Genomic DNA, 24,961 nt, shown 5'->3' on the forward strand with positions numbered 1-24,961 from the left:
GGCCCTTCGCTCGCGCTTCGGGCGTTCGGCGGGGCGTCCTTCCACTGGAAGGCCGCTTATCCCGCCTCACCCCCCGGGATATTTCTGCCAAGAGGAAGAGGCTCAGTCCTCTTTCTTGCCGAAGACTCCGGTAAGCGATCGCCCGATCAGATTGGTAACGCGGGGCTTTTGCAGCTTGCGGAAGGGCATCGGGCGGCAGACTTCCAGTGCGGCGATGCCGACGCGGGCGGTTAGCGCGCCGTTGATGACGCCTTCGCCGAACCGACGCGAGAGCTTCGACACCAGATGGCCGCCGGTGACCGTCTCGATCAGATCGTCGCCCGCCGCCACCGCGCCGGTCGCGACGAGATGGGTCATCACCGTGCGCGCCAGCCGGATCGAGCCGAGCGTGCCCGAGCGCCCGCCATAGATTTCCGCGATGCGCCGGATCATCCGCAGGTTCGCGGTCAGCGCGGTGAAGACATCGGCGAGCGCCAATGGAACGATAGCAGTGACGGTGGCCACGGTGCGCGCGGCGGCCTCGATCTCCAGCCGGGCGGCCGCGTCAAGCGGGCCCATCAGCTCAGCTTCGGCCAGCCCCAGCAGCGTGTCGGTGTCGAGCACCTCGCCCGTTTGCTCGGCCAGCCGCTTGCGCGCCCAGTCCATCTCGGGCCGCGCGGCATAGAGGCCCGAGACATGGGCCGTCACCTTGCGCGCGCGGCTCAGATCATCTTCGCTCAGCGCTTCCGAGACTTCCTTATGGACCTTGTCGAGCCGCGCCAGCCGCGAGAAGGCCGCGATCTCGCGCCCGGTGATCAGTAGCGCGCCAAGCGCGAAAGCCGCGACCAGCCCGGTGCCGATCCAGCCGAGGATCGGATGGGTGGCGAACAGCCCGTCGATGAAGCGCCAGAGCGCGACGGAGATCAGGAAACCCACCAGCGCCACGCTCGCGCGCCAGAAAAACCGCACGATGGGCGAGGTGCGCCGCGCCCCCAGCCGTGTCGCGATCTGCATGGCGCGGCCTTCCAGCCGCTCCTCGGTCGCGCTCGGCATATCCTCGATCGGTGCGGCCTCGGCGGGCGAGGGCGCGTCCTCGATCTCGATCATCACCGGCTTTTTCATAGCTTGTCCCCGATCAAGAAATCGGCCGCGCGGTCGAGCCGGATATGCGGCGGGCCTTCGCCGGGTCGCAAGATCACCGGGGCCGGGGCGAAGTTCATGATCGAATAATCCTCGTCGAGCCATGCGGAGGCCCCTTGCGCCGCGGGCGAGAGAAGCTGCGCCGGGTCGGCGGGCAATTCGCCGGGATAGAGCGCGACCGACTTGCCGTTCTCCAGCCGCCCGCGCACGGCCTGCAATTCCGCCCCGTCATGCGAGAGGGTTTCTTCCGTGGTGCTGCGCAGCGCCGCGATCGACAGCGCGAGAGTCTTCGCGCCCGCGAAATCGGCACGGTCCTTGGCCTCGCGCAGCAGTGCGCCGGTGATCGCGGTCAGGCGGGCGTGTTGCGTATGGTGCAGGTGATCCGCCTTGGTCGCGGCGAAGAGGATTTTCTCGACCCGCTTGCCGCCGATCAGCGAGGTCAGCCAGCTTGCGCGGCCCGGACGGAAGGCCGCCAGAATATCGGCCATCGCCTGACGCAGATCGTCGAGCGCGGCGGGCCCCGAATGGATCGCGCCCAATACGTCGACCAGCACCACCTGTCGGTCGATCTTGGCGAAATGATCGCGGAAGAAGGGGCGCACGACCTCGCGTTTGTAGGCGTCGTAGCGGCGCTCCATCTCGCGCCGAAGCGAGCCGCGCGGGGCGTCGCCCGCGGGCAGCGGCGCGAAGGTCAGGGCGGGCGATCCGGCCATCTCGCCGGGCAGCAGGAAGCGCCCCGGCGTGCAGTCAGAGAACCCCGCATCGCGCGCCTCGGTGAGGTATCGGGTGAAGCCCGCCGCCAGCGCCTTGGCTTGCGGCTCGGTGAATTCCGCGGTGCCGTCCGCCGCCTCGGATTGCGTCAGATATTCCGCGCCTTGCGGACGGTTCGGCAGACGCGCCAGCGCCTCTGCCGACCACTCGGCATAGCTTTTGTCCATAAGCCCGAGGTCGAGCAGCCACTCGCCGGGGTAATCCACGATATCGAGATGCACGACGCGCGGACCCCGCACCGCGCCCAGCATCCCGCGCGGCTGGATGCGGAAGGACAGCCGCAGCTCCGAGACGGCGCGCGTGCCCTCGGGCCAATGCGGCGAAGGGCCGGTCAGCGCGGCAAGGTGGCTCTCAAAGTCGAAGCGCGGCACGGTGTCGTCGGGCTGCGGCTGCAGATAGGCGGCGGTGATATCCGACGCCGATCCCAGCGCAGGCATCCGCCCGCGATCCAGCAGGTTCGCGACTAGCGAGGTGATGAACACGGTCTTGCCCGCGCGCGACAGACCCGTCACGCCGAGCCGGATCACCGGTTCGAACAGCGCCTCCGAGACCGAATGGCCCATGCCCTCGATCCCGCGCGTGATCCCGTCCGCAATGTCGGAAATGCCCAAAGCCCGGCCCCTCATTCTCATTCACGGACAAGATAAGCAGCGGAGAGTGTTAATGAAAGAGAGGGCAGACACGCGGCCCGCCCTCTGCATTGTTCTTCCGCCTCGGATCGGTCTCAGACCGCCAGGCAGATATATTTCATCTCGAGATAATCCTCGATCCCGTGATGCGACCCCTCGCGGCCCAGGCCGGACTGCTTCACGCCGCCGAACGGGGCGAGCTCGGTCGAGATCAGGCCAGTGTTGACGCCGACGATCCCGTATTCCAGACCTTCCTGAACGCGAGTGATGCGCCCCACGTCGCGGGCGTAGAAATAGCTCGCAAGGCCGAAAATCGTGTCATTGGCCTTGGCGATCGCCTCCTGCTCGGTCTCGAACTTGAAGAGCGGGGCGACGGGGCCGAAGGTCTCCTCATGCGAGACCTTGGCCTCCTGCGTGACCCCGGTCAGCACTGTCGGTTGGAAGAAGGTGCCGCCCATCTCGTGACGTTCGCCGCCGGTGACGATCGAGCCGCCATGATCGAGCACGTCCTGAATATGCTCCTGCACTTTCTTGACCGCGTCCTCGTTGATCAGCGGGCCGGCCTCGACGCCTTCCTCGAGGCCGTCGCCCACCTTGAGGGCGTTGACGGCCTTGGCCAGCTTCTCGGCAAAGGCGTCATAGACCCCGGACTGGACATAGATGCGGTTGGCGCAGACGCAGGTCTGACCGTTATTGCGGAATTTCGACGCCATTGCGCCTTCGACCGCGGCGTCGAGATCGGCGTCGTCGAACACGATGAAGGGCGCGTTGCCGCCCAGTTCCATCGAGCATTTCATCACCTGATCCGCCGCCTGACGCAGCAGGATACGGCCCACCTCGGTCGAGCCGGTGAAGGTCAGCTTGCGCACGGTGTGGTTCTCGCAGAATTCCTTGCCGATATCGGAGGCTTTCGCGGAGGTGATGACCGAGAGGATGCCTTTGGGCAGGCCCGCGCGTTCGCCCAGCACCGCCATCGCGAGCGCCGAGAGCGGCGTCTCAGAGGCCGGGCGGCAGACGAAACCGCAGCCCACCGCGAGCGCCGGGCCCGCCTTGCGCGCGATCATCGCGTTGGGGAAGTTCCACGGCGTGATCGAGGCGGCGACCCCGATCGGCTGCTTGATCACGGTGATCCGCTTGTCGCGCTGGTGGCCCGGGATCGTCTCGCCATAGACCCGCTTGGCCTCTTCGCCGAACCACTCGATGAAGCCTGCGCCATAGGCGATCTCGCCCTTCGCCTCGGCGAGCGGCTTACCCATCTCGGCGGTCAGGATCGCGCCGAGATCGTCCTGATTTTCCATCATCAGGTCGTACCATTTGCGCATGATCTGCGCGCGTTCCTTGCCGGTGCGCGCGGCCCAGTCCTTCATCGCCTCCTCGGCGGCAGCGATGGCGCGGGCGGTTTCGGCGCGGCCCAGATCGGGCACGGTGCAGATCACGTCGCCCCGCGCGGGGTTGGTCACGTCGAAGGTGGTGCCGTCATCGGCGTCGACCCATTCGCCCGCGACGAGGGCCTTGGTCGCCAGAAGCGAGGGATCCTTGAGGATGGATTTGAGGTCGGTCTTGTCGTCGAGCATGATGTCCTCCGAAGGGCTGGATGGGTCGTCCGGTCAATGCGCCGGGCTTTTTGATGTTCCGTAACGGCTGCGCCAGCAGGGCTGCAGATCGCCGGGGTGTTCTTTGGCTTCATAGATGGCGCGGGCGATGGCCCGGGCAAGCACGCAAGACGCCGCATGGCCAAGCTGGAACGGGTCGCGGACCGGATCGGCCAAGGGCTTCTCGCCGGTCGCGGCGGCGAAGATCAGATCGCCGTCCATCGGTGTATGGGAGGGCAAGATGGCCCGCGCCATGCCGTCATGGGCGGCCGTGGCCATGCGCTGCGCCTGCGCCTGGGTGAGCGCGGCATCGGTCGCGACGATGGCGATGGTGGTGGCCTCGCCCTGACTTTTCATCGGTTCGGGCATCGCGCTCGGATCATGTTGGGGCGCAGGGCCGAAACCGCCGAACTCGCCGTCGATCTCCCAAGGTGCGGCCCAGAAATGCGGCCCGTCGCCGATCGTCACCGAGCCGAGCGCATTCACCGCCACCAGCGCACCCACCGTGAAGCCGCTCTCCAGCACGGCCGAGGCCGACCCGAGCCCGCCTTTGAAAGTCCCGGTCATCGCGCCAAAGCCCGCCCCGGCGCTGCCGATCTCGAACCGCTCCGTGGCCGCCCCGAGCGCCGCGCGCCCAAGCCCGGGATAGGGCGTCTCGGCCCAACTCTTGTCGCCGCCATTGAGCAGATCGAACAGGATCGCGCCGGGCACGATCGGCACGCGCTGATCGCCCACCGCGAAACCGCGCCCTTGCGCGCGCAGCCCCGCCATCACCCCGTCGCAGGCGCCAAGCCCGAAGGCCGAGCCGCCCGAGAGCACGAGCGCATCAACCTCCTGCACCAGCTTGTCGGGCGCCAGAAGATCGGTCTCCCGCGTTCCCGGCGCGCCGCCCATCACCTGCACTGCCGCCGTGAAGGGGCGCTCGCCCAGCAGCACGCTCACACCCGAGCGCAGCCCCACATCCTCGGCATTGCCCACGCGCAGCCCGGCGATATCGGTGATCAGATTGTTCGGCCCTGCCTTCATCTTCCTCTTGGTCCAAATATCCTGGGGGTTTGGGGGCAACGCCCCCAACTCAATGTCCTGCGTTCAGATACAGCGCCCGCCATCGACCTCCATCGCGACGCCGGTGATCATGCTCGCCTCGTCCGAGCACAGGAACAGCGCCGCATTCGCCATGTCCTCGGGCGTCGAGAACCGCCCCAGCGGGATGGTCGAGAGAAACTTCGCGCGGATTTCCGGTGTGTCCTCGCCCATGAAGCTCTTCAGAAGCGGGGTCTCTCCGGCGACCGGGTTGATCGCGTTGACGCGCACGCCGAAGGGCGCAAGCTCCACCGCCATCGCGCGGGTCGCGGTGATCATCCAGCCCTTCGAGGCATTGTACCAGCTCAGGTTCGGCCGCGGGCTGACGCCGGCGGTGGAGGCCACGTTCAGGATCGCGCCCGCGCCGCGCGCTTTCATCCCCGGCACGATATGGCGCGCGGTCAGATAGACCGATTTCGCGTTGACGGTGAGGACGCGGTCGAACTCCTCCTCGGTCACCTCCTCCATCGGCTTCGGCAGATGAGTGGTCCCGGCATTGTTCACCAGAATGTCGATCTGCCCGAACGCCTCGCGCGCCGCCTGCGCCAGTGCGGCGACATCCGCATCGCGGCTGACATCCACGGTGCAGGCCACGCCGCCGATCTCGTCGGCGATGGCCTGCGCGGCCTCGGCGTTGAGATCTGCGACCAGAACCCGCGCACCCTCGGCGGCGAAGCGGCGCGCGATCCCCGCGCCGAAGCCCGAGCCCGCGCCGGTGACGATCGCGCTTTTGCCTTCCAGTCTCATCGGTGCTCCTCCTCGGGGCCTACTGTTGTCGCAGGACACATCGGGTGCAAGGGGGCTCTGCCCCCCCGGTCTCCGACCGTCCCCCGGGGATGTTATAGCAAGCCCGAGATCAGCCATGCCAGGCGGCGACGGTTTTCAGGGTGGAGAAGCCGTAGAGCGCCTCGAACCCTTTCTCTCGCCCGTGCCCGGATTTGCCGATGCCGCCGAAGGGCAGCTCCACGCCGCCGCCCGCGCCGTAATTGTTCAGGAAGACCTGTCCTGCGCGCAGCCTCCGTGCGAGCCGCATCGTTCGTCCGCCATTCTCCGACCAGACCGAGGCGACGAGCCCGTAGTCCGTGCCATTCGCGATGGCGACGGCCTCTTCCTCGTCCTCGAAGGGAATGACGATCTGCGCCGGGCCGAAGATTTCCTCCTGCGCGAGCCGATGCGCGCCGTGGCCACCGCCGATCAGGGTCGGCGCGACGTAATGGCCGCCTGCGGGGACGTCCTCGGCGATCCGCCCTTGGGCCGCGACGGTGAGGTCGGAAGCGAGCGCCAGATAGCCCTCGACGATCTCTTTCTGCCGCCCCGAGATCAGCGGGCCGAGGTCGTGATCGCCAAGCGCGGGCCCCGCCGTCAGGCCACGATAGCGCGCGGCCATTTTCTCCAGCACCTCGTCATAGCGCGAGCGCTGCACGAGGATGCGCGAGGAGGCCGAGCAGGTCTGCCCGGCGTTCTGGATGCCTGCGTTCACGAGGAAGGGCAGCGCGCGGTCGAGATCGGCATCGGCGAAGACCAGCTGCGGGGATTTGCCGCCAAGCTCCAGCGTGACGGGCACGGCATTCACTGCGGCGGCGGCCTGAATGTGCTGGCCGACCGCGACCGATCCGGTGAAGGAGATATGCTGGATGCCGGGATGGGCCGAGAGCGCGGCCCCGGCCTCCTCTCCCAGACCCGGCACGATGTTGAGCGCACCGGCCGGCATCCCCGCTTCTTGCGCGATCCGCCCGAAGGCCAGCGCGGTGAGCGAGGCTTCCTCGGCAGGTTTCACGACCGCCGCATTGCCCATCGCCAGCGCCGCTGCGACCGAACGCCCGATTATCTGCATCGGGTAATTCCACGGCACGATATGCGCGGTCACGCCATGCGGCTCGCGCAGCGTGTAGGCGGTGTAGCCGTTGAGATAGGGGATCGTCTCGCCCATCACCTTGTCGGCGGCCCCGCCATAGAATTCGAGATAGCGCGCCAGTGCCGCCACATCGGCGCGTGCCTGCGTCAACGGTTTGCCGACATCGAGCGCCTCGATCACGGCCAGATCCTCGGCATGAGCCAGCACGAGCCCGGACATCTTCAGCAGGAGCCGCCCGCGTTCCGCTGCGCTCAGCTGTCCCCAACCGCCTGCAAGCGCCGCCTGTGCGGCCTCGACCGCCGCGTCGATCTCCGGCTTCCCGCCCCGGGCGATCTGCGCCATCTCGCGCCCATCCGAGGGGCATTCCACGGAAAGGCGCGCATCGGGCTTGCGCCAGACGCCTCCGATCAACATCTCCTCGGGGTCGAACCAAAGCGGCAAATTCATGCGCGGCACCTCCTCTTGTCACGCGATTTTGCAGCACGCTCCGCCCGCACGGGCGGAAAATCAAGGGGGCAGGAATCTGCCGGAGGCGGTCTGATCACATTCATGTGAGTGTGAGTGGGGGGAACTTTCCCCTATCTAGCCCCTTGAATGACGGAACCGGGCCGAAGGCCCACCGGAAAAAGAGACAGGAAAATTGCAAGTGACCGCGAGTTATTCGACGCTCAAACGCGCAATCCGCCCGGCCATGCTCTTCGGGCTGGCTGGCATCTTGGCAGCCTGCGCGAGTGCGCCGGAACAGCGCTATGCGCAACCGACCCAGTCGACGAAGGCCGTGCCCGCCGAATATCAGGCGCGCGAAGATGATGGGAAAACCATCCCGGCGATCAGTCCGAAATATCTGGTGGAGCGCAACCGCCGCCAGGTCGTGCCCTATCACGGGCCCGAGGCTGTCGGGACGATCGTCGTCGATCCCTATGCGCGTTTCCTCTACTACATCACCGAGCCGGGCAAGGCAGAACGCTACGGCGTCGCAGTCGGTCGCGACGGCAAGACCTTCTCGGGGGATGCCACGATCAAGCGCAAGCAGGAATATCCGAGCTGGACGCCGACGCAGAACATGATCCAGGAAGATCCCGACCTCTACGGGCCGCTGAAAGACGGTCTGCCGGGCGGTCTGGACAACCCGCTGGGCGCGCGTGCGCTCTATCTCTACCAGGGTAACCGGGATACCTATTACCGCATCCACGGTACGATGGATCCGTCCTCGATCGGGCGTGCGACGTCGGCTGGCTGTATCCGCCTGTTCAATCAGGACATCATCGACCTGTTCTCGAAAGTGCCGAAGGGCACGCCGGTGAAGGTGCGCAGCCGCGCCGAGAGCCTCGAGATGGAAGGCCCGGTCGTGCAGCTGCATTCGGGCTATGTGGTCTCCGCCTATAATCAGGTGGCGATCAACGAGGACGAGGCCGCGTGGAAAGCGGGCCAGATCCCCGATCAGCAAAAGGTCGAAGAAGAGCAGCATCAGGCTTCGGTCGCGATGGCCCAGGAAGTCGGCGGCTCGGGCGAGACCGCCAGCTCCACTGTCGATTGCGGCTATTCCGGCACCGGCACCTGCGTCGATACCACCAACTGATCGAGCCGATTTTCGAGATGACGATCACGGCGCGGGGGCAACCTCGCGCCGTTTTTCATGCGCTACGGCCTCTTCGGAACCGGGCCAAATCGCGCGATACGCGCCCCGATGCCGCAGCGTTTGCGCGTTCACGTCTTTCCTTGCGGGCCGGGTGACGCTAGGACTCGCGCGCAAGCAGATCAGGAGGATGCCATGAGCGTCACCGGAACCACGCGGCAGAAAATGCCCGCAGATATTCTCGCGATGAAGGGCGGCGCGCCGATCGTTTGCCTGACCGCCTACACCACGCCGATTGCGAAGCTGGTCGACAGCCATTGCGATCTCGTGCTGGTCGGCGACTCGGTGGGCATGGTGCTCCACGGGCTGCCCTCGACGCTGGGCGTGACGATGGAGATGATGATCCTCCACGGCCAAGCGGTCGCACGCGGCCTCTCGAATGCGCTGATGGTGATCGACATGCCGTTCGGGTCGTATGAGGAAAGCCCGGCGCAGGCGTTCCGCAATGCCTCGCGTCTGATGGCCGAGACCGGCGCGGGGGCGGTGAAGCTCGAAGGCGGGGCGCATATGGCCGAGACCATCGCGTTTCTGACCGCGCGCGGTATCCCGGTGCAGGCCCATATCGGGCTGACCCCGCAATCGGTGAACACGCTGGGCGGCTACAAGGTGCAGGGCCGCGGCGATAGCCGGGCGCGTCTGGTCAAGGATGCGAAAGCGGTGGCCGACGCGGGGGCCTTCTCGGTGGTGCTGGAAAAAGTGCCTCAGGGGCTGGCCGACGAGATCACCGCGATGGTCGCTATCCCCACCGTCGGCATCGGCGCAGGCGCGGGCTGCGACGGGCAGGTGCTGGTGGTCGATGACATGCTGGGCCTCTTCACCGATTTCAAACCCAAATTCGTCAAGCGTTTCGGCCAGCTCGGTCAGGAAGCCGAAGCCGCCGTCGCCGATTACGCAGCCGAAGTGCGCGACCGCAGCTTCCCGGCAGCCGAGCACAGCTTCGCCGACGAGGTGAAGAAATGACGCAGGTGATCCGCAAGGCCGCTGAACTGCGCGACAAGGTGGCGGCGTGGAAACGCTCGGGGATGCTGGTCGGTGTGGTGCCGACGATGGGCGCGCTGCATGATGGCCACCTCAGCCTCGCTCGCGCCGCGCGCAAGCAATCGGACCGCGTGATCGTGACGGTCTTCGTGAACCCGATGCAGTTCAACAACGCCTCGGACCTCGACAAATACCCGCGCGACGAGGCGCAGGATCTGGCGCTTCTGGAAGCCGAAGGGGTCGACGTGCTCTTCGCGCCGGGCGTGGACGAGGTCTATCCCGACGGGTTCGCGACCACCGTGTCCGTCGCGGGCATCACCGAGCCGCTGGAGGGCGCGTTCCGGCCCGGCCATTTCGATGGCGTGGCGACGGTCTGCTCGAAGCTCTTCGGCATGACGCAGGCGGGGCGCGCGTTCTTCGGCGAGAAGGACTGGCAGCAATTGCAGGTGGTCCAGCAGCTCACCCGCGATCTCAACATGCCGATCCGCATAATCGGCTGCCCCACGATCCGTGAAGAAGACGGTCTGGCGATGTCCTCGCGCAATGTGCGGCTGACGGCTGAGGAACGCGAATTGGCGCCGCGCCTGCATACGGTGATGCAGGAGGCGGCTGCGAAGATCCGCGACGGCGTACCGGTCGAAGGCGCCCTCAACGATGCGAAGACCGAGCTGAAAGACGCGGGCTTCGGCGCGCTCGATTATCTCGAACTGCGCACGGTCGACGGGCTGAAACCCGCGACGGACCTGTCACAACCGGCGCGGATGCTGGCCGCGATCTGGCTGGGCGAAGTGCGCCTGATCGACAATATCGCCGTCTGATCTCTCGAGGGGGCGCTGCCCCCGCGGCTCCGCCGCCCCCGGGATATTTCGACAAGAGCGAAGAAGGAGGGAATGCTCCTTCCCCTTGGTCCAAATATCCCGGGGTGAGGCGCGGCACGCGTCGAGGGGCAGCGCCCCTAGGGACCCAGCAGTTCTGCCAGAACCAGCGCCATGACCTTCGCGCTGTCGGCCATATCCTCGATGCCGACCCATTCGTCGGGCTGATGGGCGAGCTCCAGAAGGCCCGGCCCGTAGGCGATGCAGTTCTGCAGCCGCCCGATCCGGTCGATATGCTTCTGATCATAGGTGCCGGGAGAGACGACGTAAGCAGCCTCGCGGCCCAGCACCGCCTCGATCGCCGCGGCGGTGGAACGCACGATCGGCGCGCCCTTGTCGGTCATCGTGGGCTGTACCTCGAACAGGTCGCGGATTTCATAGCGGAAGCTCGGACGCTGGGCTTTCACGCGCTCCATCAGGTCGGTGATTTCGGCCTTCACCTCCGTGAGGTCCTCCTCGATCAGAAAGCGGCGGTCGATCACGATGCGGCAGCGATCGGCGACGCAGGGCGTGGGCAGGCCGGTGTAATCGACCCCCTCTTCCGGCGCGCCGCCATGGATCGAATTGACGTTCAGCGTCGAGGCCCGCGCGCCTTCGGGGATCACGGGCATCTCGGTCTGCTTGCCCAGAAGGAGCGGGTAGAGCGTCTCCTCCATCTCGCTGAGAACGGCGCTCATATGGCGGATCGCGCTGTCGCCGAGAAACGGCATCGAGCCATGCGCGATACGGCCATGGGTCTCAACCTCGGCCCACCAGACGCCGCGATGGCCGAGGCAGATCTGGTCCTTGTGCAGCGGTTCGGGGATGATGACATGCTGCATGCGGGCGGGATCGAAGCGGCCCTGCTCGGCCAGATAGGCCACGCCGCCATAGCCGCCCGATTCCTCGTCGGCGGTGGCGGAAATCTCGATACTGCCCGCGAAATCGGGGCAGGTGTCGAGGAAGGCTTCCGCCGCGATCACCGAGGCCGCGAACCCGCCTTTCATGTCGCAGGCGCCGCGCCCGTAGATGCGGTCTCCGTCGATCTCGGCCCCGAACGGATCGCGGGTCCAGCCATGGCCGATCTCGACCACGTCGTGATGCGAGTTGAAATGCACGCAGTCGCCGGGGCGCGCGCCCTCGATGCGGGCGACGAGGTTCCAGCGCGGATAGGTCTCGCTGTCGCCGGGCGCGCCATGGGCGCGGATCAGTTCGGTCGTGAAACCGCGTTCGGAGAGGTAGGCCGCGAGAAAATCGCAGATTTCGCGGTAGTTTCGCCCCGGCGGATTCAGCGTCGGGATACGGATCAGTGCCTGCGTCAGCGCGACCAGCGCGTCGCGGCGCGCGTCGATGGCGGATTTCAGGCGAGTGGCGAGGTCCATACCCAAGGCTAGCGCCGGGCGCTGCCGCCGGCCAAGCGAAAACGCAAGGTTTGAAAACACATGGCTTTTGGCGCCCCCGCGCGCTATTGCGGTGCAAATTCCTACGGAGGGACCGGATGAACCTGTTCTTGGCCTTCGCGCTCGTGCTTTGCATTGCGGTCGGAGGGTGGCTGTCGAAATACGACTGGGCGAAGCTCTTGGCGCTGGTACCCGTCGCGATGATCGTGCCCGCTTTCTACATGACCGGCACCGCCTGCGGGGCGGGCTTCGTGCTGCATTTCTTCTCCGACACGGCGAGCTGCTCGAACGGCTACGTGCCGCGCCAGATGTTCGCTGCGACCTATGTGCTCGCGCTGATCCCGGTCGCGGCTTCGGCTATCGTGATCAAGCTGATCCGGATCAGTATGGCGCGCCGGAAGGGCTGATCTGGTCAACCGCGCCGCCGCGGCCTAGGCTTGCGACAGCGAGGGGCAAGGAGGGCGCGCGATGCTGGCCTTCATTCGACTGGCGATCTTCGGGCTGATCGTGCTGACGGTCCTGTTCTGGCTGGTGCGTCTCTATGCCCGGTCGGTCCGGCGCGAGGCGCTGGAAGAGGATTGGAACGAGGCCGCCGCCGAGGGCCGTGCCGAGACCACGCGCGATACCTTCGTCGAGGCCGGGATGCGGGACTATGAGAAAAGCCTGCTGCGCAAGCTGATCTGGCTGGTCTATGTCCTGCCGATCGTCGTGGTGGGGCTCATTATCTATCTGATGAATTACAGGTGAGAATCCGATGCGTTACGTGAAATGGGGTTTCTGGCTGGTCGTGATCGGCTTTGTCGCGGTGTTCCTGCATTACAACCTGCCGCGTCATGACATCGTGCGGATCGTCGGCACCGAGGTGCGCCGCGTCGATTTCGGCGAGAACTCGATCTTCTGGGCTGCGCCCGACGTCGGCACCGCGAGTGCGACCAGCCGCGACGTGCGCTTCATCAACACGGTGCGCCCCAACGGCAAGACGCTGGTCTTCCGCAACGAGGACACCGGCTGGGGCTGGCCGCCCTATTTCAAGCTCGACAGCTCGGACCTGCAGGCGCAGGCGGAGTCGCTGATCTCGACCTCGGCCGATCCGATCTGGGTGTCGGTGACGCGCTATGGCTGGCGCTCGCGCTGGCTGACGATCTATCCGAATGCGGTCGGGCTGAAGGTCGTGCCGGGTCCGGATACGCGGATCATTCCCTGGGGAAGCATCATCATCCTGACGCTGCTGGTCATCGTCTTGCTGACGATCCGTGCGATGTGGCGGCAGTTCCGCCAACGCTCGATCGATCCGCTATTCGAGGATGCGAGTGAGGCCTGGGACGATGCTGAAGAGGGCGCGAAAGGCTGGTTCGACCGCTTCATCGGGCGCAAGTGAGACGCGGGTGCAAGGCCGGCAGGCCGCGCCCAACTCAGACCGACGCTGAAACGCAAAAGCCCCGCCACTGGAAGGCGGGGCTTTCGATAATCAGGTGATCTGCGCTTAGGCGTTGGCGGCGCGGATCTGTTCGGCGGCGTCCTTGTTGAAGCTCACGCCCTTGGTCTCGAACAGCTGGTCCAACTCGCCCGAGAGGGTCATCTCGGTGATGATGTCGCAGCCGCCGACGAATTCGCCTTTGACGTAGAGCTGCGGGATGGTCGGCCAGTCCGAATAGTCTTTTATGCCTTGGCGGATGTCCTGATCCGCGAGCACGTTGACGTCCTTGTAGGTCACGCCCATGAAGTTGAGCACGCCCGCGACGCGGCTCGAAAACCCGCATTGCGGCATGTCCTTGGTGCCCTTCATGAAGAGAACGACGTCATTCTCCGAGATTTGCTGGGCGATTTGGTCTTGCGCGTTCATCTTCCGTATCCTTCGGTTTGCCTTCGCCGCGACGGAGTCCGCGAAGGCCATGTTTCAAAAGCCGGGGAATGCCCCGGAAAAATATCCAAAACACCCGGAGCCCGCGCCCGATCGCGTAGAGCAGCAGCAACGCAAGCCCGAGTGTATCCATCGTGTCATTCGGGCGCTTTGGTGGTCAAAGCGAGCGCGTGCAGCACTCCGTTCGGCCCGTCCATCGCCCCTTTGAGCGCGGCATAGACCGCGCGCTGTTGCTGGACGCGGTTCTTGCCGCGGAAGCTCTCGTCGATGACCTCCGCCGCCCAATGATTCCCGTCCCCGGCGAGATCGGTGATCGTGATCTTGGCATCGGGGAATTCCGCCCGGATCAGGGCTTCGATGTCATGGGCTTCCATTGCCATAAATAGGGCTCCTCGTCCTTTGCCGCAAACTTAAGTGGCGCGGCGGCTGGCTGCAAGGGGATGCGCGGGGGCGCGGGCCTATGCGGTGGCCGCTGGCGGGTGCAATCGCGACAGGAAAAACATGAGAGTCGCGATGGCGACGCTGCCTGCGAACATCGCGGCGGCTCCGGCGGCGGTCACTTGCAGGGAATGGCCCGGCGCGCCAACTTCTCCGGCGAGCAGGAAGCACATGTTGATGTCGATCCCCATCAGCGTGGTGCGAGGATGGGCGCGCAGCAGCGCACCGCCCGCGATGAAGGCGAAGGCGAGGATCAGAAGCTCGGTCTGATCGCCGCCCGACAGATGCGTGAGCCCGCGATAGGCGACCGCGGCGAGCACCCCAAGCGCGACACCGGGCACAAGGAAGCGCACGGCAGGGCGCGGATTCGGCATGGAGCCCAGCACCGAGGAGAAGACGATCACCGAAAGCGCGGCAGCGGTCGCTGCGGGGTGGTTGAAATGGGCGTCGATCAGCGTGGCCCCGCCCGTGAGGACCGCCACGGCGGCCATGCGCAGCCAAAGCTGCTGCACGAAATGCGGGTTCGGGCGCGGCGGCATTGGCGCGCGACGGGCGGGCGTGAAGAGCCAGTTCACCGCCGTCACCGAGATGACGCCCAGAAGCGTGCAGGCGACCCGGTCGAGCGCGAGCGGGATCGCATCCGCCCCCATCCCCAGCGCGGGCATCACCACCACGCCGATCGTGATCGCCATCAACGTGAAGCCATAGGCCCAGTGCGTCCCGATCCGATAGGCGATACCGACGCCGATGGCTGCGGTCAGCGCCACGGTCAGCGCGATTCCCGGCACCGGAAGCCATGTCAGAGCCGCGATCCCGATACTGGCGCCGACCAAGGTGCCTGCGACCCGCAGCACCGCGCGCAGCGCCATGTCTTCGCGATGGGGTTGGATCACGACCCAGACGGGCATCGCCGCCCAATAGATATTGGTCAGGCCCAGTAGCCGGGCGGCAGTCAGGGCAAGCGTCGCGGCGAGAAACAGCCGGGCGGCATAGGCGAGGGTGGAACTGGTCAATGCGGGAGCCTGAAATCGGTGGATCGCCGCGACAGTACCCTGTGCGCGGGCGGTCAAGAACCGCCCGGCGCGCATGTCCGCCCTGCGTCAGATCACAGAACTCAGGCGTCGATCGCCGCTTTGAACGCGCTGCGATAGAGGGCCGACAGCTCCTCCAGCGGGGCGCTGTCCGAGCCGAAGCCGACCGTGTCGCCGCCGAAGCGACCCACGGTGTAAAGCGGCACCTCGGCCTTGCGGGCGGCGACCATCAGCGCCTCCGCCTGGTCGAAGGAGCAGGCCACGAGGTAGCGGCCCTGATCCTCGCCGAAGAGCGTCGCGATGTCGTCAGCCTCGAGCGTGACGCCCAGACCGGCTTCTTCCGCCATCTCGAAAGCTGCGAGCGCGAGCCCGCCATCCGACAGATCGCTTGCGCCTTTGACCAGCGCGCGGTTCTCGCGCAGGAACTCGCCATTGCGTTTCTCGACGTCGAGATCGACCTCGGGCGCGTCGCCCGACTCGAGCCCGAAGGCCTCAAATGCCAGCGCGGATTGATCGAGGTGCCCCTTGGTCTCGCCAATCACCATCGCCACGTCGCCCGCCGTCGGCAGGCCCGCGATCAGCTCGTCGAGCGAGCTCAGCAGGCCGACCGCGCCGATGGTCGGCGTGGGCAGGATGCCGGTGCCGTCGGTCTCGTTATAAAGCGAGACGTTGCCCGAAACGATCGGCATGTCGAGCGCGCGCACGGCGGCGTCGATGCCTTTAATGGCGCCCACGAACTGGCCCATGATCTCGGGCTTTTCGGGATTGCCGAAGTTCAGGTTGTCGGTCGAGGCCAGCGGCTTCGCGCCCACGGCGGTCAGGTTGCGATAGGCTTCGGCCACCGCTTGCTTGCCGCCCTCAAAGGGGTTCGCCTTGACGTAGCGCGGGGTCACATCGGCGGTGAAGGCCAGCGCCTTGTCGGTGCCGTGCACGCGCACGACGCCCGCGCCGAGACCCGGACGGCGCACCGTGTCGCCCATCACCTGCGTGTCGTATTGCTCGTAGACCCAGGACTTATGCGCGTAGTTCGGCGAGCCGATCAGCGCCTTGAGCGCATCGATCGCACCGATCTCGGGCAGTGCCTCGCCAGCGGTCGCGATTGGCGTTTCCACCCACGGACGATCGTATTCGGGGGCTTCCGAGGACAGTTTCGACAGCGGAACGTCGGCTTTCACCTCGTTGCCATGCATGATTAGGAAGCGGTCTTCCGCGATGGTTTCGCCGACGATGGCGAAGTCGAGATCCCATTTCACGAAGATCTCGCGTGCGATGTCTTCCTTCTCGGGGTTGAGGACCATGAGCATCCGCTCCTGGCTCTCCGACAGCATCATCTCATAGGCGGTCATCGCGGCTTCGCGCTGCGGCACCGCGTTGAGGTTGAGCTTCACGCCCAGCCCGCCCTTGTCGCCCATCTCGACCGCCGAACAGGTGAGGCCCGCGGCCCCCATGTCCTGAATCGAGATCACCGCGCCGGTCTGCATCAGTTCGAGGCAGGCTTCCATCAGGCATTTCTCGGTGAAGGGGTCGCCGACCTGAACGGTGGGGCGCTTCTCTTCGATCGTGTCGTCGAACTCGGCCGAGGCCATGGTCGCGCCGCCGACGCCGTCGCGGCCCGTCTTCGCGCCGAGATAGACGACCGGCATGCCGATGCCGGAGGCGGCGGAGTAGAAAATCTTGTCGGCATCGGCCAAGCCCGCCGCGAAGGCGTTCACGAGGCAGTTGCCGTTATAGGAGGGGTGGAAGCGCACTTCGCCGCCCACATTCGGAACGCCGAAGCAGTTGCCGTAGCTGCCCACGCCTTCGACCACGCCTTTCACGACATGGGAGGTTTTCGGGTGGTCGGGCATACCGAAGCTCAGGCTGTCCATCGCGGCCACCGGGCGCGCGCCCATGGTGAACACGTCGCGCAGGATGCCGCCCACGCCGGTCGCGGCGCCTTGGTGCGGTTCGATATAGGAGGGGTGGTTGTGGCTCTCCATCTTGAAGACCACGGCCTGCCCGTCGCCGATATCGACAACGCCCGCATTCTCGCCCGGACCGCAGATGACCTGATCGCCCTCGGTGTGCAGCGTGCGCAGCCATTTCTTCGACGACTTGTAAGAGCAGTGCTCGTTCCACATCGCCGAGAAGATCCCGAGCTCGGTGAAAGTCGGCTCGCGTCCGATGATCTCGAGGATCCGGTCGTACTCGTCGGGTTTCAGGCCATGGGCTGCGATGAGATCAGGCGTGATCTGCGGCTCGTTCATGAGGATCCTCCGGCATCGGCTTTGCCGCCCCTATTAGGCGAATATGTGCAGGGGGAAAAGAGAGGCCGGACGTTGCGGAAAGAAAAAACGCGAGGCCCGAAGGCCCCGCGTCGTAAAAGCGCGTATCAGGTGTCGCCCGGATTACGAGCGCATGTCCACCTGCGTCTCAAGATTGGTCAGCAGTTCCGACACGGTCCAGCCAAGCTTGACCTGACCATTGGCGGCTGCGCCTTTCGGCACGTTGATCTTGAAGAGCGACACGGTGGTGTCGAGCTTCGGCGAGGTGCGGATATAGACGGTGTCGTAGCCGTCATTCGCCTCGACCTTCTCGATCATGCCGATGATGTTGCCATCGACGCTCATAGCCTTGTCTTCGGCATTGGCGGCGGTCTTCATGCCCGTGATGCCGGCTTCGTCGGTCAGCTGGCGCTGCGCGGGGATCATTTCCTCACCCATCGAGGTGCTGTCGAACTCGGCAGTGCCGGTCTTCACGTCGGTGATGCCGTACTGGTCGGTCGACTCGAAGGTGTTCGAGGAGGTCACCGCGGGCGGCGTGCCCGTCGAGGTTTCCTGACCCGGCACCGCGCCAACACGATAGTCAGCGATGCCGTAATATTGGCCGTCACCATTGTTCGTGGAGGGCACTTTCGACAGGTCGAGGGCCGAAGCCGAGCCTGCGATGGTCATCGCACCAAGAAGAGCGGTCGAAGCGGCAAAGATGTTTTTCGCGGTAGTCATAACAGTATCCTTTCAACTGGTTACTCAAGTGCTGCGCCGTTGCTGGCGTCGGGAAAGGAACGGACTGAACCGGCGAAAGTTCACTGAAATTTTTGTGAACGAGATCGTAGAATTTTAAATGAACCTAAGGGGATAGTTGCGCGTAGGGCGGGGTTTGCGCGGTCGCGAGTGCGTGAAATGTCGTGAGGTCGGGGCTGTTGAGAGTGGCTCTCGCGCCCTGCGTGAAAGCCGCATCTGGGCGTTGGACAAAAAAAAGGCCGAGCAAAGCTCGGCCAAAGTCCAACAGGGAGGTAGAAGGTGCTGCGCCTTTCGGCACGGCCAACCCTTCTGAGCCTCATTTATGGGCAGTTTGTTAACGCATCAAGGGAAAACATGCTGCGGGCGCATCATGGCCGGTATGCGTTGCGGTAAAGTCGCGGTGCAACCCTAGGTTGACTCGCCCGCCTGGAAGCGCCGGTAGTTGGTGATTTCTTCCTGAATGAAGTCGCGGAAAGCGGTCACACGGCGCGACGAGCGCAGCTCTTCCGGGTAGGCGAGGAAGATCGGGATCTCGACCGATTCCAGATCGGGCAGCACCCGCTGCAGGTCGTTGAAATCGGCGGTCAGGTAGTCGGGCAGGATGCCGATGCCGATATGGTTCAGCACCGCCTGCAATACGCCGAAGTAGTTGTTCACCGTCAGCGTCGAGCTTTGATCGAAGGCCAGAACCTGCCGCGCGAGCTGCGCGCCCGCCTGCACCTGCGGGGTGCGCGGGGTCTGGCAGATCAGGCGATGCTTGCGCAGGTCCTCGATCTTTTCGGGCGAGCCCCATTTCGCGAGATACTCGGAGGTCGCGTAAAGCCGCATCCGGATGTTCAGCAGACGCTTGCGGATCAGATCGGCCTGTGCGGGCTCTTTCATGCGCACGGCGACATCGGCCTCGCGCATCGGTAGGTCGAGCACCCGCTCCTCCAGCATGAGGTCGATCTTCAGATCGGGATACTTCTCATAGAGCTTCGTCAGACGCGGCGCGAGCCACAGCGTGCCGAAGCCCGTCGTGGTGGTCACGCGCAGCTCGCCGAAGACTTCTTCTTCGCTGTCACGAATGCGTGCGGAGGCGCTGTCGAGCTTTTTCGCCATCGACGAGGTGGCTTCGAACAGCAATTCGCCCTGCTCGGTGAGAATCAGTCCGCGGGCGTGACGGTGAAAAAGAGTCGTTCCGAGGGCCTCTTCGAGCGCCCGGATCTGTCTGCTCACGGCAGATTGAGACAGGTGCAGTGCGTCGCCGGCATGAGTCAAAGACCCCGCATCGGCCACTGCGTGGAAGATTCTGAGCTTGTCCCAATCCATCAAGGTCACTTTCGCTTTATCATCTGCTGTTCCGCGCAAGTTTCTTTACATTAATCTCGAGGATTTACGAAACCGCTAAGTAACAATTTTCCGCTTTCTAGGTCAGATATTATGACCTACCATGTCTCCATGCCCAGTTAGCAAGGGGAGGTGCTTAATGGGAAGGCAAGAAATATCCCTAGCGGATCGGTTCGACCTTACGAAATCTCCGGTTTTGCTGAACGGGACGCAGGCTTTGGTGCGTCTCGTTCTGGCTCAGGCCGCGCGCGACAAGGCGGCGGGACTGCATACGGCCGGCTATGTGACAGGCTATCGCGGCTCGCCGCTCGGCGCTGTCGATTTGCAGATGGCGCGCGCCAAGACTGTGCTGGAAGAGAGCGACGTTCGCTTCGAGCCGGGCCTGAACGAAGACCTCGCGGCCACCGCACTGTGGGGCTCGCAGCAGGCGGAATTGCGCGGCGAAGGCAAGTATGACGGCGTTTTCGGCCTCTGGTACGGGAAAGGCCCGGGCGTCGATCGCTCTGGCGATGTGATGCGCCACGCCAATATGGCGGGCACGTCGAAACATGGCGGCGTCCTGATGGCGATGGGCGACGACCACACCGGCGAATCCTCGACCGTGCTGCACCAGTCCGACTGGGCGATGGTCGATGCCTACATGCCGGTTCTGTCGCCCGCAGGCGTTCAGGAAATCCTTGATTTCGGGCTTTACGGCTATGCTTTAAGCCGCTTCGCCGGTGTCTGGGTCGGCCTGAAAACGATGAAGGATACGGTCGAAGCGACGGCAGTCGTCGACGGCGACCCCTTCCGTCAACAATTCGTGATACCCGACTTCAAGATGCCCGAAGGCGGGCTGAACATCCGTCTCGGCGATACGCCGGTGGCTCAAGAAGCGCGGATGATCGACTTCAAACGTTACGCGGCCGAGGCATTCGCCCGCGCGAACCGCATCGACAATCGCGTCTGGGGCAAGCCCGGGGCGAAGATCGGTCTGGTGGCGGCAGGCAAGAACTGGCTCGACCTGACACATGCACTCTCGCTGCTGGGGATCGACGAGGCCGAGGCCGAACGACTCGGCATCACGACCTACAAGATCGGCCAGACCTTCCCGCTCGACATGACCTCGTTCCATGAATGGGCCGAGGGGCTGGAGCTGATCATCGTCGTCGAGGAAAAGCGCAAGCTGATCGAGGTGCAGGTCAAGGAGGCGATCTTCGACGACCGTCGTGGCCGCCGCGTCTATGGCTGGCACAAGGGCGACACCTGGGAGAATGGCCGTCAGGTGGAGCTGTTCCCGACGCGCTACGCGCTCGACCCGGTGATGATCGCGCGCAAGCTCGGCGACATCTTCATCGAAGAGGGCCGCGGCACGGATGCGATCAAGGCGGGTATCGAGAAGATCGAAGCCGCGCAGCGCGCCGACAACGCGCCCGAGATCGCGACCCGCACGCCGTGGTATTGCTCGGGCTGCCCGCATAACAGCTCGACCAAGGTCCCCGAGGGCGAGCGCGCCTATGCCGGGATCGGCTGTCACTACATGGTGCAGTGGATGGGCCGGAACACCGAAGGCTTCACCCATATGGGCGGCGAGGGCGTGAACTGGGTCGGCGAGGCTCCGTTCTCCACGCGTGAGCATATGTTCCAGAACCTTGGCGACGGCACCTACAACCACTCCGGCGCACAGGCGATCCGGGCGGCTTTGGCGGCCGGCACCAACATCACCTACAAGATTCTGTTCAACGATGCGGTCGCGATGACCGGTGGGCAGGAGAACGAGGGCGGGCTAACCTCGCAGCAGATCGCGTCGGAGATCGTGGCGATGGGCGTGAAGCCGGTCGTGGTGGTCTATGACGAGAAGGAAGAGCTGGACCTGTCCACCTTCCCCGCCGGCGTCGAGAAGGTCGAACGGGCCGAGCTGATGGCCGTGCAGAAACGTCTGGCGAAGACGAAAGGCGTCTCGGCGCTGATCTATGTCCAGACCTGCGCCGCCGAGAAGCGCCGCCGCCGCAAGCGCGGCAAGTTCCCCGATCCGGACAAGCGCGTCTTCATCAACACGGATGTCTGCGAAGGCTGCGGCGATTGCGGAGTGCAGTCGAACTGCGTCTCCATCGTGCCGGAAGAGACCGAGCTGGGCACCAAGCGCGCGATCGACCAGTCGTCGTGCAACAAGGACTTCCGTTGCCTCGACGGGTTCTGCCCGAGCTTTGTGACGCTGCACGGGGCGAAGGTGAAGAAGGCCGAGGCGCAGGCGCTCGACCTGCCGGAGCTGCCGCAGCCCACGCTGCCCGCGATCGACGGCACCCATAACGTGGTGATCACCGGCGTCGGCGGCACAGGTGTCGTGACCATCGGCGCGGTGCTCGCCATGGCCGCGCATATCGACGGTAAGGGCGCGGGCATGATGGAGATGGCCGGTCTCGCCCAGAAGGGCGGGGCGGTGCATATCCACCTGCGCATCGCGAACAAGCCCGAGGACATCTCGGCGATCCGCGTCGCCGTGGGCGAGGCCGATTGCGTGATCGGCGGCGATCTGGTGGTCTCCGCAGGCGCCAAGACGCTGGGGTTGATGACCACGGGCCGCACCGGTGCGGTCATCAACAGCCACGAGATCGTCACCGGCGAGTTCACCCGCAACCGCGACTTCCGCCTGCCGGGCGAACAGCTTCGGCTGAGCCTCGAGGCGCGGCTGAAGGATCGCGTGGCCTTTGCTGATACCTCGGAACTGGCGCGGCAGATGCTGGGCGACTCGATCTATTCGAACATGGTCGTGCTGGGGGCTGCGTGGCAGCAAGGCTACGTGCCGCTGACCCTCGAGGCGATCTTCGAAGCGATCGACCTGAACGGTGCCAAGCCCGCCGAGAACAAGCGCGCCTTCGATCTGGGGCGCTGGGCGATGGCGTTCCCGGCCGAGGCTGCGAAAGCGATGGCTGCTGAAGTGATGAAGGTCCCGGTCGATCCGGTCGAGTTCCGGGCTTCGCACCTCGTCGATTACCAGAATGCGCGTCTCGCGAAGCGTTTCCGCAAACTGGTGGACGAGGCGCCGTCGGCGCTGCGTGAAGCGGTCGCGAAGGGCTATCACAAGCTTCTGGCCTATAAGGACGAATACGAGGTCGCGCGGCTGCATCTGTCCACGGCAGAGAAAGCCCGCGCCGAGTTCGAAGGCGATTTCGAGATGCACTTCCATCTCGCCCCGCCGATCCTGTCCAAGGAAGGCTCGGACGGTCGCCCGAAAAAGCGTGAATTCGGCCCCGGCATGGAGCGCAACTTCCGTCTTCTGGCGAAGCTCAAGGGGCTGCGCGGCACGCCGTTCGATCCCTTCGGCTATGCCGCCGAGCGCAAGATGGAGCGCGCGCTGATCAAGCAATACGAGGCCGACATGGCCGAAGTGCTGCCCAAGGTCACGCCGGAGACGATGGAGATCGCGCGCAAACTGGCCGAGCTGCCGCTGACCATCCGGGGCTTCGGTCCGGTCAAGGCACAGGCCGAGCAAATGGCGGCGAAGCGGCGCGAGGAATTGCTCGCCGCTTTCCGCGCAGGCGGTACTCCGCAGAAAATGGCTGCCGAGTGAGGGCTGTCATCTGAGTGTCGTACCTTCGTGACATGGCGCTGGCATAGTGAAGCCAGCCCATGTTGCGGAGGTTCGAGATGACCGCCACCCCGATGGCCCCGCGCCATGCCACACAAGAAATCTCATATGCTTGGTCCGCGCGCTCGAAAGGCGCGCGGGTTCTGATCCGCGCGATGGAGAACGCGACCGGGCGGATCGGGTTGATCCGGCGTGCCCGCGGCTACGAGCATGACATCGCGCAAGGCGCGGATTTCTGGCAGGTGATGGCCGAGCGCTACGGGCTGCAGATCGACGTGACCCGCGGCGGGCTGGCCAATATTCCGCAGACCGGGCCGCTGGTGCTGATCGCGAACCATCCCTACGGCATTCTCGACGGGCTGATCATGGGGCTCTTGCTGTCGCGCATTCGCGGCGACTTTCGCATCCTCGCCCATAACGTCTTCAAGCGCGCCGAAGAGATCGACCGGATCATCCTGCCGGTGGATTTCTCCGAGACCAAAGACGCCATGAAAGCGAACCTTCGCACCCGCGCCGAGGCCCTGCGCTACCTCGGCGACGGCGGCGCGATCGGGGTGTTTCCAGGCGGCACGGTCTCGACCGCGGCCAAGCCCTTCGGTGCGCCGATGGACCCGGGCTGGCGCAATTTCACTGCCAAGATGATCGCGAAATCCGATGCGACCGTGGTGCCGGTCTTCTTCGAGGGCCATAACAGCCGCCTGTTCCAGCTGGCGAGCCATCTGCATTACAGCCTGCGCATGGGGCTGATGATCCGCGAGTTCAAACGCCACGCCAATCGCCCGGTGCGCCTCTGCGTCGGCGAGCCGATCCCGCAGGACGATCTCGCACCGCTGCGTGAGAGCCCGAAACAGATGATGGATTTCCTGCGCCGTGCGACGTATGACTTGTCGCCGACTCCCTTGAAGTCTTACGGCTATGGCTTCGAGTTCGAGGCGAAATATAGAAACTGACCGGCGCCTGTTGCGGCCCGGACGGGCGAGGGGCGCGAGCATGGCAGTAGGCGTTTTCGATTCAGGTCTGGGCGGGCTGACAGTCTATGATGCCTGCGCCAAGCGGCTGCCGGACATGGCCTTTTGTTATTATGGCGATAACGCCCATGCGCCTTACGGGGTGCGCGATGCCGATGACATCTTCAACCTGACCTGCGCGGGCGTCGAACGGCTCTGGGAGGAAGGCTGTGATCTGGTGATCCTCGCCTGTAACACCGCCTCTGCCGCCGCGTTGAAACGGATGCAGGAGACCTGGATCCCCGAGGGCAAGCGTGTGCTGGGGGTGTTCGTGCCGATGATCGAGGCGCTGACCGAACGCAAATGGGGCGACAACTCCCCGCCGCGCGAAGTGGCGGTGAAACATGTGGCGCTGTTTGCGACGCCCGCGACGGTGGCGAGCCGCGCGTTCCAGCGCGAACTGGCTTTCCGCGCGATTGGCGTCGATGTCGAGGCGCAGCCCTGCGGCGGCGTGGTCGATGCGATCGAGACCGGCGACGAGATCCTCGCCGAGGCGCTGGTGAAATCCCATGTCGAGGCGCTCAAGCGGCGGATGCCGAAGCCCGAGGCCGCGATCCTTGGCTGCACCCATTACCCGCTGATGCAGAAGACCTTCCAGGAAGCGCTGGGCCCGAGCGTGGACGTCTACAGCCAAGCCAATCTGGTGGCCGAAAGCCTCGCGGATTACCTTGAGCGTCGCCCCGAATTCAGAGGCGCGGGCACGGAATCGAAATTCCTGACAACGGGCGATCCGGCCTCGGTGTCGAGCCACGCGACGCAATTCCTGCGCTACGCGATCCGGTTCGAGGCGGCCTGAGCCGCCACGCCT

General features: G+C 65.1%; 22 protein-coding genes. 9 read left to right on the forward strand and 13 right to left on the reverse strand.

Annotation, left to right across the window (positions count from 1 at the left end; genetic code table 11):
• Positions 1-102: 102 nt before the first annotated feature.
• From ACZ7GB_RS14160 to ACZ7GB_RS14185, 6 genes are all read right to left on the reverse strand, one after another.
• Positions 103-1,101, reverse strand: coding sequence for a YcjF family protein (locus ACZ7GB_RS14160; protein WP_472159185.1), 999 nt, complete (start codon positions 1,099-1,101; stop codon positions 103-105).
• Positions 1,098-2,501 carry a YcjX family GTP-binding protein gene (locus ACZ7GB_RS14165; protein ID WP_246832042.1) on the reverse strand — a complete coding sequence of 468 codons (1,404 nt, stop codon included), beginning with the start codon at positions 2,499-2,501 and terminating at the stop codon, positions 1,098-1,100. The genes ACZ7GB_RS14160 and ACZ7GB_RS14165 overlap by 4 nt, the downstream gene beginning before the upstream one ends.
• A 113-nt stretch (positions 2,502-2,614) precedes the next feature.
• On the reverse strand, positions 2,615-4,093 hold the full coding sequence (locus ACZ7GB_RS14170) for an NAD-dependent succinate-semialdehyde dehydrogenase (RefSeq protein WP_472159187.1): 1,479 nt from the start codon (positions 4,091-4,093) through the stop codon (positions 2,615-2,617).
• A 33-nt stretch (positions 4,094-4,126) separates the two neighbouring features.
• Positions 4,127-5,137 carry a P1 family peptidase gene (locus ACZ7GB_RS14175; RefSeq protein WP_472159189.1) on the reverse strand — a complete coding sequence of 337 codons (1,011 nt, stop codon included), beginning with the start codon at positions 5,135-5,137 and terminating at the stop codon, positions 4,127-4,129.
• A gap of 63 nt (positions 5,138-5,200) precedes the next feature.
• Positions 5,201-5,941, reverse strand: a complete 741-nt coding sequence (locus tag ACZ7GB_RS14180; RefSeq protein ID WP_472159190.1) for an SDR family oxidoreductase — start codon at positions 5,939-5,941, stop codon at positions 5,201-5,203.
• Between the two features lie 109 nt (positions 5,942-6,050).
• Positions 6,051-7,496 carry an aldehyde dehydrogenase family protein gene (locus tag ACZ7GB_RS14185; RefSeq protein WP_472159192.1) on the reverse strand — a complete coding sequence of 482 codons (1,446 nt, stop codon included), beginning with the start codon at positions 7,494-7,496 and terminating at the stop codon, positions 6,051-6,053.
• A 199-nt stretch (positions 7,497-7,695) separates the two neighbouring features.
• Here ACZ7GB_RS14185 and ACZ7GB_RS14190 point away from each other — a divergent pair, with 199 nt between their 5' ends.
• From ACZ7GB_RS14190 to panC, 3 genes are all read left to right on the forward strand, one after another.
• The gene (locus tag ACZ7GB_RS14190; protein WP_341853193.1) at positions 7,696-8,628 is read left to right on the forward strand and encodes a L,D-transpeptidase; all 933 of its coding nucleotides are present in this window, start codon (positions 7,696-7,698) and stop codon (positions 8,626-8,628) included.
• 192 nt (positions 8,629-8,820) lie between these two features.
• A complete protein-coding gene (gene panB / locus ACZ7GB_RS14195; RefSeq protein WP_078604386.1) occupies positions 8,821-9,645 on the forward strand; it encodes a 3-methyl-2-oxobutanoate hydroxymethyltransferase in 825 nt (274 codons plus the stop codon).
• On the forward strand, positions 9,642-10,481 hold the full coding sequence (gene panC / locus ACZ7GB_RS14200) for a pantoate--beta-alanine ligase (RefSeq protein ID WP_472159193.1): 840 nt from the start codon (positions 9,642-9,644) through the stop codon (positions 10,479-10,481). Before panB ends, panC begins: the two co-directional genes overlap by 4 nt.
• Positions 10,482-10,618: 137 nt before the next feature.
• Here the strand turns inward: panC and ACZ7GB_RS14205 are convergent, their stop codons facing one another.
• On the reverse strand, positions 10,619-11,899 hold the full coding sequence (locus ACZ7GB_RS14205; RefSeq protein WP_472159194.1) for an acetylornithine deacetylase/succinyl-diaminopimelate desuccinylase family protein: 1,281 nt from the start codon (positions 11,897-11,899) through the stop codon (positions 10,619-10,621).
• A gap of 116 nt (positions 11,900-12,015) precedes the next feature.
• Here ACZ7GB_RS14205 and ACZ7GB_RS14210 point away from each other — a divergent pair, with 116 nt between their 5' ends.
• The 3 genes from ACZ7GB_RS14210 (at position 12,016) to ACZ7GB_RS14220 (ending at position 13,295) form a co-directional block, all read left to right on the forward strand.
• Complete coding sequence (locus tag ACZ7GB_RS14210) at positions 12,016-12,324, forward strand: hypothetical protein (protein ID WP_472159195.1); 309 nt, start codon at positions 12,016-12,018, stop codon at positions 12,322-12,324.
• A 61-nt stretch (positions 12,325-12,385) separates the two neighbouring features.
• The gene (locus tag ACZ7GB_RS14215; RefSeq protein WP_134330208.1) at positions 12,386-12,664 is read left to right on the forward strand and encodes a hypothetical protein; all 279 of its coding nucleotides are present in this window, start codon (positions 12,386-12,388) and stop codon (positions 12,662-12,664) included.
• A 7-nt stretch (positions 12,665-12,671) separates the two neighbouring features.
• A complete protein-coding gene (locus ACZ7GB_RS14220) occupies positions 12,672-13,295 on the forward strand; it encodes a DUF1523 family protein (RefSeq protein ID WP_078522054.1) in 624 nt (207 codons plus the stop codon).
• A gap of 105 nt (positions 13,296-13,400) precedes the next feature.
• Here ACZ7GB_RS14220 and grxD read toward each other — a convergent pair whose 3' ends face one another.
• From grxD to ACZ7GB_RS14250, 6 genes are all read right to left on the reverse strand, one after another.
• Positions 13,401-13,760 (reverse strand): Grx4 family monothiol glutaredoxin, encoded by a 360-nt coding sequence (grxD, locus tag ACZ7GB_RS14225; protein WP_078522053.1) that lies wholly within the window; start codon positions 13,758-13,760, stop codon positions 13,401-13,403.
• Positions 13,761-13,915: 155 nt separating this feature from the next.
• Positions 13,916-14,158 carry a BolA/IbaG family iron-sulfur metabolism protein gene (locus ACZ7GB_RS14230; RefSeq protein ID WP_075775791.1) on the reverse strand — a complete coding sequence of 81 codons (243 nt, stop codon included), beginning with the start codon at positions 14,156-14,158 and terminating at the stop codon, positions 13,916-13,918.
• 78 nt (positions 14,159-14,236) lie between these two features.
• Complete coding sequence (locus tag ACZ7GB_RS14235) at positions 14,237-15,229, reverse strand: FUSC family protein (protein ID WP_472159196.1); 993 nt, start codon at positions 15,227-15,229, stop codon at positions 14,237-14,239.
• Between the two features lie 101 nt (positions 15,230-15,330).
• Positions 15,331-17,493, reverse strand: coding sequence for a phosphoribosylformylglycinamidine synthase subunit PurL (gene purL, locus ACZ7GB_RS14240; RefSeq protein ID WP_472159197.1), 2,163 nt, complete (start codon positions 17,491-17,493; stop codon positions 15,331-15,333).
• A gap of 141 nt (positions 17,494-17,634) precedes the next feature.
• Complete coding sequence (locus ACZ7GB_RS14245) at positions 17,635-18,231, reverse strand: hypothetical protein (RefSeq protein WP_472159198.1); 597 nt, start codon at positions 18,229-18,231, stop codon at positions 17,635-17,637.
• Positions 18,232-18,657: 426 nt separating this feature from the next.
• The gene (locus tag ACZ7GB_RS14250) at positions 18,658-19,560 is read right to left on the reverse strand and encodes a LysR family transcriptional regulator (RefSeq protein WP_472159200.1); all 903 of its coding nucleotides are present in this window, start codon (positions 19,558-19,560) and stop codon (positions 18,658-18,660) included.
• A 157-nt stretch (positions 19,561-19,717) separates the two neighbouring features.
• Here ACZ7GB_RS14250 and ACZ7GB_RS14255 point away from each other — a divergent pair, with 157 nt between their 5' ends.
• From ACZ7GB_RS14255 to murI, 3 genes are all read left to right on the forward strand, one after another.
• A complete protein-coding gene (locus ACZ7GB_RS14255; protein ID WP_472159201.1) occupies positions 19,718-23,128 on the forward strand; it encodes an indolepyruvate ferredoxin oxidoreductase family protein in 3,411 nt (1,136 codons plus the stop codon).
• A gap of 77 nt (positions 23,129-23,205) precedes the next feature.
• On the forward strand, positions 23,206-24,096 hold the full coding sequence (locus tag ACZ7GB_RS14260) for a lysophospholipid acyltransferase family protein (RefSeq protein WP_472159202.1): 891 nt from the start codon (positions 23,206-23,208) through the stop codon (positions 24,094-24,096).
• A 40-nt stretch (positions 24,097-24,136) separates the two neighbouring features.
• The gene (gene murI, locus ACZ7GB_RS14265; RefSeq protein ID WP_078545045.1) at positions 24,137-24,949 is read left to right on the forward strand and encodes a glutamate racemase; all 813 of its coding nucleotides are present in this window, start codon (positions 24,137-24,139) and stop codon (positions 24,947-24,949) included.
• Positions 24,950-24,961: the final 12 nt, after the last annotated feature.

The organism is Thioclava sp. PTB-PU3-1 (assembly GCF_055666785.1).